Genomic DNA, 11150 nt, shown 5'->3' on the forward strand with positions numbered 1-11150 from the left:
TGCGCCGCTAGGCGCACATCAAAAAAAACGAGAGATAGATGATCAAGATCTATCTCTCGTTTTCTTTTATTCTTCTTCCTCGGTCTTTGGAATTTCTTTTCCGTAAAGATCGATATAATTCTCCTTAAGAGCTATGGCCCAGTATTTCTCAGGAATATCCGGCCATCTGGCAACGCCTCTCTCCTGCTCGCAAAGCCTCATTGCCCTAAGAAGTACGGTCTGGTTAAGGTCCACGCCGGTCCTTATGGTGTGCATTGAAACCGCAGCCCAGGCGGGAGCCATGCTGCAAAGCTCCGAGTTCTTGAAGTCCCTGAGGATCTCCTTGCGATTATAATCAAGCTGCAGATACTCCTCCTCCCAGCCCTTGGTGCTTCCGTGAATGATGCAGAACTGGGTCTTGCCGCCGTGATACCAGGGTATACCGATAGAACCGGGATTCACTCCCTTTTTTCCCCGATAGACATAGGTATCCTGCACATGATTATGCCCATGCAAAAGAACTCCCGTCTTAAGGTGGGACAGCACACGCTTGGTGTTTCTCTTTTCCCGGAACAAGAGCTCGCTGGTGTTGGTTGGTGAACCGTGGCAGTACTCAAAGCCGGGAAATCCCTTCTGCTGGAAAATCCCGTAGTTTGGTAAGGAGTCAAAAAACTCCAGGTCCTTACCCGTGAGATTCTCATAGGTATAAAGAAGAGCTCCGCTGGCAGAACCCTTCTTCCATTTTCCCTCACCGGTCTTGTGGTAATTTAGAAGATATTCTTCCCTGTTGCCACGGATGATCAATGTATTAAAGTACTGCTTCAGGACGTAGATCTTCTCCAATGTCTTCTGGGGATAGGGACAGTCCGTCACATAATCCCCGAGAAGCACGAAGTTGGTGATACCACGGCCCATGCAGTAGTCAATGCATGCCTGAAATGCCGTATGATTGCCGTGTATGTCTGAAAAAACCGCGTAATCGGTCATGCTCCCTCCAAAACGCTGGATGTGCTCATCTCCTCAAACTGTCTGGTGAAGAGCTCATAGTAATACCCCCTAAGATTCATAAGATCCTTGTGGGTTCCCCGCTCTATTATTTTACCATCTTTCACCACAAGAATGACATCCGCATCCACAACAGTTGAAAGTCTGTGGGCGATAACAAAGGAAGTCCTTCCCCTGGTAACGGTCTCTATGGCGTCCTGAATGGCCTTCTCGGTTACGGTATCGATGGATGCAGTGGCCTCGTCAAGAACAAGGATCCTGGGATCGGCCAGAATAGCTCTTGCAAAGCAAAGAAGCTGCTTCTCACCTGTGGAGAGCATGTCGCCGTCCTCTCCCACGTCGCTGTCAAGTCCCTTCTCCATGCGCTTTACTATTCCGTCTGCGGAAACCAGCTTAAGCGCTTTCCAGATATCCTCTTCACTGGCCTCGGGCTTACCGTACTTAAGGTTATCCCTTACGGTTCCCGAGAAAAGATGCGGTGTCTGGAGCACGTATCCGATATTGCTGTGGAGCCATAGCTGGGATCTCTCCGCTGCGTCTTTTCCATCTATAAGTACCTTTCCGGCAGTAGGCTTAAAGAATCTGCACACCAGGTTTACCAGAGTGGATTTACCCGCACCGGTCTCACCTACGATAGCCACGTTGGTACCGCGGGGAACCTTGAGATTAAAGTTCTCAAGGACATATTCCTCGCCGTCGGGGTACTTAAAGGTTACGTCCTTAAATTCCACATCCCCCACAAGGGGCTCCCAGTTCTCTTTCTTGGGATTGAAGGCATCTCCGTACTTGGCGATAACGCTCCATGTATCGAAGACGTCTGACTTGGTCTCGATGAGCTTCATGAATCTCTCGACGTTTACCTCCACCGCTATCATCTCGGATATGGTAACGATAACGTTCTGAATGGGCTCCATCATTCCAAGGGCGTAGGACAGGAACACTGAAAGGGTTCCTATATGCATTACTCCCTCAACGGTGATGATTCCACCTCTCCACAGAACCAGCGCCAGTGCCAGTGAAGACATCATGGTTATGGCTGAAGTAAAGAAAGCCGAATAGTGAGTGGCTCTAACCGAGGTCTTGTTCATCTTGGAGGTATCCTCCTCGAAGTCGCTCTGGATCTTATCCTCCACCACCAGGGTCTTGATGGCCTTGGCTCCGGTGATTCCCTCGTTGAAATTACCTGTTATGGTGGAATTTATCTCACGAATCTTTCGGTTAAGGACGATGTATTTTTTCTGGAAATAGGTAACCAGAACCACGGCAATGGGTACCAGTGCAATTATGATAAGGGCCAGTCTTACATTTAAAAGAAGCATCATTATAAGGATGCACACGATGTAAGAACCGTTCCAGATGATGTCCATCATTCTCCATGCCACCATCTCACCGATCTTGCCGGTATCGCTCATAACTCTGGCATGGATGTAACCTACGTTGTTCTGGTTAAAGTACGCCAGTGACAGCTCCTGAATGTGGTTGAAGGCCGCATTCCGAAGGTCCCTGTTCATGCCCATCTCAACCTTTCCGCACATATATGCGCAGATGAAGTTATCAATGACCTGAAGTACAAGGATCCCAATGTACAAAGCTATGAACAGGGTAAGCCCCTTAAGGGTTCCCTTTGCCACAAAGTTATCCAGGGCATACTGGTTGAAAAGAGGAAATATCGAATCCGCCAGTGAACTCAGTATGCCGAGGGTGATCATTATGACAATGGTCACAATATATGATTTTAGGAAGGGATAGAGTCTTGGTATCCCAAAAAATGGTAGTTTTACTTGTTTTTCTTTTTCGTTCATGTTCCCTGCATCTGTATGTCGTAGATCTTTTTATACAGACCGCCTTTATCAAGGAGCTGCTGATGGGTTCCCTGCTCTGCTATGCGGCCCTTCTCAAGAACTATTATGTTGTCAGCATTCATTAGTGTCGTTATTCTGTGTGAGATCAGAACCACTGTGGAATCTCCAACGTTCTCCGACAGTGCCTTTCTGATCTTCTGGTCTGTCTCCGTATCCACGGCTGAAAGCGAATCATCAAATACCATTACAGGCGGCTTGGAGATCAGCATCTGGGCGATGGCAGTCCTCTGCTTCTGACCGCCTGACAAAGTAACGCCCCTCTCACCAACGAAGGTGTCATATCCGTGGGCAAAGTTCTCTATTGTCTCATCCAAAGCCGCGATCCTTGCGGCGTTTTTGACCATATCGATATCGGTCTTCTTCTGGGTAATACCGATGTTTTCAGAAAGGGATCTTGAAAACAGGAAGGGTTCCTGCAGAACGAATCCGATATTCTTACGAAGCCAGGACGCCTTAATGTCGTTGATATCCGTATCTCCAACCTTGATGGTCCCTGCACCCTCGGGAAGCTCATAAAGCCTGTCCATAAGGTACATAAGGGTGGATTTACCGGTACCTGTTCCTCCAAGGATACCAAAGGTCTTTCCGGCCTTGATGGTGAAGGAAACATCCTTAAGCACGTCTGCGCCGCCATTCTCGTAGGCATAGGAGACATGCTCGAAGGTGATGTCGCGGTTCATGGGAGGTTCTGTCGCACCGTCCCTGTCCTTCTCCACTTCGCTGTTCATGATGTACATAAGCCTGTCAACGGAAACTCCGGCCTTACTCATCTCTGAGATAATCCTTCCCAGCATTCTTACAGGCCAGGTTAGCATGGCATTGTAGGAAACGAAGGCAATGTACTCACCTACCGAGATGCTTCCTCCAACGCACAAAACCGCGCCCATGGATGTAACAAGCAGGATCTGAAGTCCTGAAATAAGGTCGTTTGAGGACCAGAAAGCCGCCAGAGTCCTGATAAGTCCGATCCACAGATCTGTGTAGGTCTCGTTCTTGGCTTCGAATCTCTCCTTCTCATAAAGCTCTCTTCCGAAGGCCCTTACAACCCTGACTCCGGTAAGATTTTCCTGGGCAATGGCTGAAAGCTTGCCTTCCTCCGTATCAGCCTTTTCAAATTCATCCCTGATCCTTCCGTGGAAGAAGCAGGAATACAGCACAACTATGGGGATAAAGATTGCGGAGTAAAATGCCAGTTTCGGGCTTATTCCGATCATGAAGTACATAGCTATCACGATTCTTATGATGATCCTGAAAAAAGCTGACATCTGCTCTGCGATGAATCGCTTTATGGTATCCACATCTGATGTACACCGCTGAATGATATCACCGGTGTGGTTGGCTCCATGCCATGTAAAGGGCAGATGCATGATGTGGTCAAACAGTCTGTCCCTCATTCTCTGTATTAATTTTTCTGCGCCCATGGTATTGAGCAGTCTGAAGAGGTATCTGCAAATTGCAGCCAGCACTGCGACACCGGATACTACCAGTGCCACGTAAAAGAGCTGCTCTTTTACGCTGTCTCTTTTGCCCAGCATTCCCATGATCATCCCTATATAAACAGGGACACTGCCCCCATCTGATGAGGCAGTGTCCGAGATATAGTAGTCTACTGTATATTGGATGATCTTAGGTCCGATCATGTCAAGGAAAGTGACCATGATGGAAAAGAGAATGCTAAGAGCAAAAAGTAATTTGCTGCCCTCCAGAAAGTACAGCACCATGGCTGTCTTTGTGTTAAAGGTCTTATTCTTTTTGCTATTATCTCTCATTTTTTACTTTACGATCTCTTTAATTGATTCAGCAAGTCCGGCAATACCCTGAATGTTCGAAGGAACAATGATCTTGGTTGCCTGTCCGTTGGAGGCCTTCTCAAAGGCTTCAAGGCTCTTAAGGGTAAGAACTGACTCGTCAGCTCCTGCATCCTTGAGCATTCTGATACCGTCGGCATTAGCGCTCTGAATGCTCTTGATGGCTTCTGCCTGACCTTCAGCCTCACGGATTCTCTTCTCTCTTTCAGCTTCAGCTCTAAGGATAGTTGCCTGCTTATCAGCTTCAGCCTGGAGGATTTTGGACTGCTTTTCACCTTCTGCTACAGTAATCTGGCTCTGCTTCTCACCTTCCGCGAAAAGAATCTTCTCTCTCTTCTCTCGCTCGGCTTTCATCTGCTTCTCCATTGCGTCTCGGATCTGCTCAGGAGGATTGATGTTCTTGAGCTCTACTCTTGTGATCTTGATTCCCCAGGGATCAGTTGCGATATCCAGGGCATCCTGCATCTGGGCGTTGATCTGGTCACGGGATGTAAGGGTCTCATCCAGTGTCAGTGAACCGATAACGTTACGAAGTGTTGTAGCGGTAAGGTTCTCAATAGCACCGATGGGGTTTCTTACACCGTATGCATATGCCTTGGGATCTGAGATCCTGAAGAATACGATGGAATCGATCTGCATTGTTACGTTATCCTGTGTGATAACGGGCTGAGGTGGGAAGTCGCAATACTGCTCCTTAAGGTCCACCTGTCTTGCTACTCTGTCAATGAAGGGAATCTTGAAGTGAAGTCCCACATCCCAGGTCTCCTTGTAAGCACCCAGCTCCTCGATAACGAATGAATGCGCCTGAGGCACGATTCTGATGTTAGTTGCCAATAATATGATTACTAATACGATAAATACTGCAATAATTGCTCCTGCCATTTTAAATTACCTCCCTCTCAACAATTAATTTGACGCCCTGTACTTCTACAACTCTGACCTCTTCCCCTGCGTGGATGACGATATTATCCACACTTGAAGCCGCAAGCCAGGTAGAACCGTCCATATCTACTTTACCGAATCCGTGAAGATTGTCAATATCGGTCTTTGCGATAAGTTTCTTCCCAACAATGGCGTCAATATTGGTTTTCTTGAGCCTGTTGTTGAAATGAGCCGCTGCTATAGGCCTTACAAGAAGCAGCACCACCACGGAAACCACGATGAATGCCGTAATCTGTACCCAAAGGGGAGTTCCTATTAAAGACAGCAAAAGAGCTATGGCAGCCCCTGCTGCAAACCAGATAGTCACAAGTCCCATGGTAAAGATCTCTATCACAGCCAAGGCCACAGTGACGATCAGCCAGATAATAGATTCAGCCATTTCCATACCCTCCTTAATGTATTGCCTTTTATTATACAGCATCATTAACTTGTGCGGAAGTATCTGATTTTTATATCACAAATTGTTCATTTTCTGATATTTTATATTACTTTTATAAATGGACCAAAAATTTATCTATCTAATCCCGTAGCATTCATTTACAATATACAGTAGAGAATATTTTTGTTTTTTGGTTAATTTTCGCTTTTCGGAGGTGAGATAATGTCAGACCTTAACTATGAAAATTTTAAGACGATGGTCAACATGTACACCATACCCGCTGCCGTCCTTCAGGTTCATAAAAACCCTGACGGCACCTGCGGTGACATTATCATGTATGCCATTAATAAGCTGATAGAATCCAACTATAAGGCTCTTTTCTCCGGAGGCGAAGAACGCAGCGTTGAAGGCCAGCCCTACTACGCTAACATGCCAAGAGAACCCAAATTCGAACTAATCTGCTTCGACGCAGCCTTCAGGAACAGAAGAAGTCATACGTACGTTGACACCACCATGATGTACGGCTACTGGACCGAAAACATCCTCCTTCCCATTGGCCTGGCAGATGACAGAGAGGATAAGAATGTTGGCTACTGCCTGTTCATGTATACACTGAACAAGGAGATGGACGCAGGCAAATATGCCACTGTCTCACCGGACATAGCAAGCTTTGTGATAAAGACCTGCCTAACGCTCCGTAACGAAGAAGATTTTGCCAGCAGTCTTGATACCGTTACCAAAGACATCCGGGAATACACTAACTCTTTTGCCACCTGTATCATGACTGTGACCCCTGATCTGTATAAATTCGATATCTTAAGTGAATGTGTAAGAAATAATGAGCTCTCCATAAGAGAGATCTTCGATCAGGTTCCCTACGAGATTGTAGAGACCTGGGAAGGACTTGTGGGGGAGACCAACGACATAATCATTCAGAATGAAGAGGATATGCTCTTCTACGAGTCCAAGGCTCCGGAGTGGGTTGCGACCCTGAGGGCAAATAAGGTGCGCTCCCTTATCCTGGTTCCCTTCCTCCGTCAGAATGCTGTTATAGGCTACCTTTATATCACAAACTTTAATACCGATAATCTCCCGCGCCTTAAGGAAACCATTGAACTTGTGGCCTTTTTCCTCTCTTCCGAGGTTGCAAACCACATGTTCATGGAAAGACTTGAGTACCTTAGCAATATTGATCTTCTGACCGGTGTCTATAACCGTAACTCCATGAACGTTAACGTTGATGAGCTTTCCACCAAGCTCAAGCTCCATCCAAAGCCCTTCAATGTTGCCTTCTGTGACCTTAACGGACTTAAATCCATCAACGACAATGACGGACATGCCAACGGAGACCAGCTGCTTCGGGATGCTGCAGGAGTTCTCAAGGATATTTTCCAGGATGACAAGATCTTCAGAGCAGGCGGCGATGAATTCACCATCATCTCCTTCAGCTCACGCCTTGATTTCGAGGAAAAGATCCGTATCCTTCGGGAGGAAGCTTCAGACCCCGACTGGCTGTATTTTGCAATCGGATATTATCACGATGCCAAAGACGGAAATCTTCGTCTGGCCATGCGCTATGCGGATGAGGAAATGTATAAGGATAAGGACAAGTATTACGAGAAATATCCCGATAAGAGAAGATAAGAAAAAGAGCTGCCCGAAGGGACAGCTCTTTGTTATATTGCCAGATTCATAAGGAAGTTCCGCTCTCGGGCAGAGCCCTCGCCGGAACGACCATGCTGACTAGACTCGACAAAACCTCGTCAAGTCATCATGGTCAAAACTTCCCAGCCTTTGCAGCCTCTTCGATGGAAACGGCTGTAGAAACAGTCATACCAACCATGGGGTTGTTACCTGCGCCGATAAGACCCATCATCTCAACGTGAGCGGGAACTGATGAAGATCCTGCAAACTGAGCATCAGAGTGCATACGTCCCATGGTATCTGTCATACCGTAGGAAGCAGGGCCTGCTGCCATGTTGTCGGGATGAAGTGTACGTCCTGTGCCGCCGCCTGAAGCAACTGAGAAGTACTTCTTGCCTGCCTCGGTTCTCTCCTTCTTGTAGGTACCTGCAACGGGATGCTGGAATCTTGTAGGATTGGTTGAGTTACCTGTGATGGATACGTCAACGTTCTCCTTCCACATGATAGCAACACCTTCGCAAACATCATTAGCGCCGTAGCAGTTAACCTTTGCACGAGGTGAGTCAGCATCCTTGGAATAGCACTTTCTTGAAACTTCCTTAACAGTGTTTGTGTAAGGATCATACTCTGTCTCTACAAAAGTGAATCCGTTGATACGGGAAATGATCTGAGCGGCATCTTTGCCAAGACCGTTAAGGATAACTCTAAGAGGCTTTGTACGAACCTTGTTAGCCTTCTCAGCGATACCGATAGCACCCTCAGCAGCTGCGAATGACTCGTGGCCAGCAAGGAATGCGAAGCACTCTGTATCCTCTTCAAGAAGCATCTTGCCAAGGTTACCATGGCCAAGACCTACCTTACGAGTATCAGCAACAGATCCGGGAATACAGAAAGCCTGAAGGCCCTCACCGATAGCTGCAGCTGCATCAGCAGCCTTTCTGCAGCCCTTCTTGATAGCGATAGCAGCGCCTACTGTGTAAGCCCACTTAGCGTTCTCGAAGCAGATAGGCTGAATGCCTTCGATAAGGCTGTATACATCAATGCCTGCTGCCATTGTGATATCTTTACATTCTTCAATAGATGAGATCCCATACTGTTTAAGGCAAGCCAGGATCTGGGGCTCTCTTCTTTCATATGATTCAAATAAAGCCATTATTATTTCCTCCTTCTTACCTTATCACTGTTTTCTGGGATCGATGAACTTAACTGCATCAGCAACACGACCATACTGGCCCTTAGCCTTCTCGATAGCTGTGTTAGCATCGTCGCCGGCCTTGATGAAGTCCATCATCTTTCCGAAGTTAACATACTTATATCCAATGATCTCATCGTTCTCATCAAGAGCAAGGTCTGTGATATAACCATCTGTAAGCTCAAGATAACGAGGTCCCTTGTCAAGTGTTCCGTAGGTTGTACCAACCATTGAACGAGATCCCTTACCAAGATCCTCAAGACCTGCACCGATCTGAAGTCCGCCCTCTGAGAATGCGGACTGTGTTCTTCCGTAAGCAATCTGGAGGAACAGCTCTCTCATTGCAGTGTTGATAGCGTCGCACACAAGGTCAGTATTGAGGGCTTCAAGAACTGTAAGTCCGGGAAGGATCTCAGCTGCCATAGCTGCTGAATGTGTCATTCCTGAGCATCCGATAGTCTCTACAAGAGCCTCCTGAATGATTCCATCCTTAACGTTCAGTGAAAGCTTGCAGCCTCCCTGCTGAGGAGCACACCAGCCAATACCGTGTGTATAGCCGGAAATGTCCTTTACTTCTTTGGACTGAACCCATTTTGCCTCTTCAGGAATGGGAGCAGCGCCATGATGTACCCCTTGGTGTACGGGACACATATTTTTTACCTCTGTTGAGTAAATCATGTGAAAATCTCCTTTCGTATTGTAAAGTAAATATTTCATTACTCACGCACAGATTTTAAGCGCTTTTCGCGCCGTGCCAATACCTATTTTTGCATAAAACAATGGACTTTTCAACAAGTCTGACAAAATTTACACAATTTTTACAACGGGTTATCTTCTTCTGTCTATGCCGCTTTCTCTGTAGAACTTTTCCTTCTGGTCATACATATCGGAATCTGCGATACGCTCCAGCTGGTCTATGGAAGCATCGGGGTGATCCTTGACGGATGCGTACCCTACGGAGACCCTTACCGAATCATTAAGGGTTCCGCTCCATCCCGCTATCCGCTCATGAATCTCACCTCGAAGTTTCTCCGGGTCATTGGTATGTACTATGCTCATGAACTCATCACCGCCGGTTCTGTAGACCTTGCCCTTATTGCCGATGGACAGCGCAATACAGTTAGCCGCCCCTTTGATAAGCTCGTCACCGGCAGCATGGCCCTTGGTGTCATTTACTTTCTTAAGCCCGTTTACATCCACAGAGAATATCACAAAGTCTGTGGACATTCCATTGTATCTGTGTTTTTTGAGGTCTTCATCGTAGCATCTTCGGTTAAAGAGTCTTGTCATCTCATCCGTCATTGAAATCCTGATAAGGTTTTCTTCTCTCCTCTTTTCGTCGTCTACGGTTCTTGTGGTATATATGACCTTGGTGGGTATCCCGTCCGGGGTGGCCTCAACAGTGATGTACTGTGCTCTGAACCACCCGTTGACCACATCAATGAAGTCGGCACTGATGAGCTTTCTGTGAGAAAGTCTCGATCTTACCGTTGTGATATTGGTGTAGTTTCTGAACTCCTCCAGCTGATCGGACATTACCCGCCGGCTTATCATCTTATTCATCCGGGTCTGGGTCTGCTTCGTCATATCAATGGGATATACCTGCTGCTCAGGATCTCGAAGAGACATCTCGGTATTGTTTACAAAATCTATAAGATTTACGTTTTCATAAATCTCTGTCATGGATTCCTGTATTTCCATTTTTTCCTTCATGACCATATCATGCTCTCCAATGAGCCTGTACTGCTCAAACAGGGTCTCGAAGCGTCTGAGTCCAAGCTTTACGATTGCGTAACCTGCAGCAGACATGATGATACTTTCAATTACAAATCCGCTCATTCTGTCTGCAAAGCACTCCATTGCAGTTGTATATTTAAGACTCTTCTCAGCATGATACGGCGCTGTTACCCAGGTGGTACCAAGCATTAATACAAAATTTAAAGCGATGCTGAAATAGTACAGAGATTTACTGCAAAAGAGAATGCTAAGAAGCGGAACAAGAAACCATGTAAGGTAGATATTTACATGGGAATAGTTCATGTAAACAATAAGAATATTCAGAGACAAAAGCGCATATACGCAGGTTATCTTTGAACTGGGATTAAGCTTTATGAGTACCCTGTGGATCGCAGCCAGAATAATAACACCGGCTGATATAGCGATGCAGGTTCCATAGGTTATATCAGGGAAAATTCCGCCTTTAACTCCCAAAGCTATGGCCGGTCCCGTAAGGACAAAACTCCAGAGCACTATATTGAGATATCCGTTCACCCTGGCTCTGTTATTCTTAAGGAATTCTTTGTAATCCAAAGATATAGCATTATCCATATATACCCGTC

General features: G+C 46.5%; 9 protein-coding genes. 1 reads left to right on the top strand and 8 read right to left on the bottom strand.

Annotated elements, in window-relative coordinates:
* Positions 1 to 66 precede the first annotated feature (66 nt).
* From T456_RS0114530 to T456_RS0114550, 5 genes are read right to left on the bottom strand one after another with little or no spacing between them, the layout of a single operon-like run.
* Positions 67 to 966 (bottom strand): metallophosphoesterase family protein, encoded by a 900-nt coding sequence (locus T456_RS0114530; protein ID WP_024866743.1) that lies wholly within the window; start codon positions 964 to 966, stop codon positions 67 to 69.
* Positions 963 to 2786, bottom strand: coding sequence for an ABC transporter ATP-binding protein (locus T456_RS0114535; RefSeq protein ID WP_024866744.1), 1824 nt, complete (start codon positions 2784 to 2786; stop codon positions 963 to 965). Before T456_RS0114535 ends, T456_RS0114530 begins: the two co-directional genes overlap by 4 nt.
* The gene (locus tag T456_RS0114540) at positions 2783 to 4615 is read right to left on the bottom strand and encodes an ABC transporter ATP-binding protein (protein WP_024866745.1); all 1833 of its coding nucleotides are present in this window, start codon (positions 4613 to 4615) and stop codon (positions 2783 to 2785) included. The genes T456_RS0114535 and T456_RS0114540 overlap by 4 nt, the downstream gene beginning before the upstream one ends.
* 3 nt (positions 4616 to 4618) lie before the next feature.
* On the bottom strand, positions 4619 to 5536 hold the full coding sequence (locus tag T456_RS0114545; protein ID WP_024866746.1) for an SPFH domain-containing protein: 918 nt from the start codon (positions 5534 to 5536) through the stop codon (positions 4619 to 4621).
* A 1-nt stretch (position 5537) separates the two neighbouring features.
* Positions 5538 to 5975, bottom strand: coding sequence for an NfeD family protein (locus tag T456_RS0114550; RefSeq protein WP_024866747.1), 438 nt, complete (start codon positions 5973 to 5975; stop codon positions 5538 to 5540).
* A 222-nt stretch (positions 5976 to 6197) separates the two neighbouring features.
* On the opposite strand from T456_RS0114550, the gene T456_RS0114555 reads away from it, so the two are divergent.
* A complete protein-coding gene (locus T456_RS0114555; RefSeq protein WP_024866748.1) occupies positions 6198 to 7619 on the top strand; it encodes a GGDEF domain-containing protein in 1422 nt (473 codons plus the stop codon).
* Between the two features lie 133 nt (positions 7620 to 7752).
* Here T456_RS0114555 and T456_RS0114560 read toward each other — a convergent pair whose 3' ends face one another.
* The 3 genes from T456_RS0114560 to T456_RS21585 all read right to left on the bottom strand — a co-directional run bounded on the left by T456_RS0114560 (position 7753) and on the right by T456_RS21585 (position 11139).
* Positions 7753 to 8772 (bottom strand): GGGtGRT protein, encoded by a 1020-nt coding sequence (locus T456_RS0114560; RefSeq protein WP_024866749.1) that lies wholly within the window; start codon positions 8770 to 8772, stop codon positions 7753 to 7755.
* A 24-nt stretch (positions 8773 to 8796) separates the two neighbouring features.
* Positions 8797 to 9489: an iron-sulfur cluster assembly scaffold protein gene (locus tag T456_RS0114565; RefSeq protein ID WP_024866750.1), complete on the bottom strand. Its 693-nt coding sequence runs from the start codon at positions 9487 to 9489 to the stop codon at positions 8797 to 8799.
* A 150-nt stretch (positions 9490 to 9639) separates the two neighbouring features.
* The gene (locus tag T456_RS21585; protein ID WP_024866751.1) at positions 9640 to 11139 is read right to left on the bottom strand and encodes a GGDEF domain-containing protein; all 1500 of its coding nucleotides are present in this window, start codon (positions 11137 to 11139) and stop codon (positions 9640 to 9642) included.
* Positions 11140 to 11150 lie beyond the last annotated feature (11 nt).

Source organism: Butyrivibrio sp. FCS014, assembly GCF_000526935.1.
GTDB lineage: Bacteria > Bacillota > Clostridia > Lachnospirales > Lachnospiraceae > Butyrivibrio.

Excerpts from the sequence above, each read along its gene's own strand:
- T456_RS0114530 (WP_024866743.1), bottom strand. The coding sequence starts at position 966 with ATGACCGATTACGCGGTTTTTTCAGACATACACGGCAATCATACGGCA.
- T456_RS0114535 (WP_024866744.1), bottom strand. The coding sequence starts at position 2,786 with ATGAACGAAAAAGAAAAACAAGTAAAACTACCATTTTTTGGGATACCA.
- T456_RS0114540 (WP_024866745.1), bottom strand. The coding sequence starts at position 4,615 with ATGAGAGATAATAGCAAAAAGAATAAGACCTTTAACACAAAGACAGCC.
- T456_RS0114545 (WP_024866746.1), bottom strand. The coding sequence starts at position 5,536 with ATGGCAGGAGCAATTATTGCAGTATTTATCGTATTAGTAATCATATTA.
- T456_RS0114550 (WP_024866747.1), bottom strand. The coding sequence starts at position 5,975 with ATGGCTGAATCTATTATCTGGCTGATCGTCACTGTGGCCTTGGCTGTG.
- T456_RS0114555 (WP_024866748.1), top strand. The coding sequence starts at position 6,198 with ATGTCAGACCTTAACTATGAAAATTTTAAGACGATGGTCAACATGTAC.
- T456_RS0114560 (WP_024866749.1), bottom strand. The coding sequence starts at position 8,772 with ATGGCTTTATTTGAATCATATGAAAGAAGAGAGCCCCAGATCCTGGCT.
- T456_RS0114565 (WP_024866750.1), bottom strand. The coding sequence starts at position 9,489 with ATGATTTACTCAACAGAGGTAAAAAATATGTGTCCCGTACACCAAGGG.
- T456_RS21585 (WP_024866751.1), bottom strand. The coding sequence starts at position 11,139 with ATGGATAATGCTATATCTTTGGATTACAAAGAATTCCTTAAGAATAAC.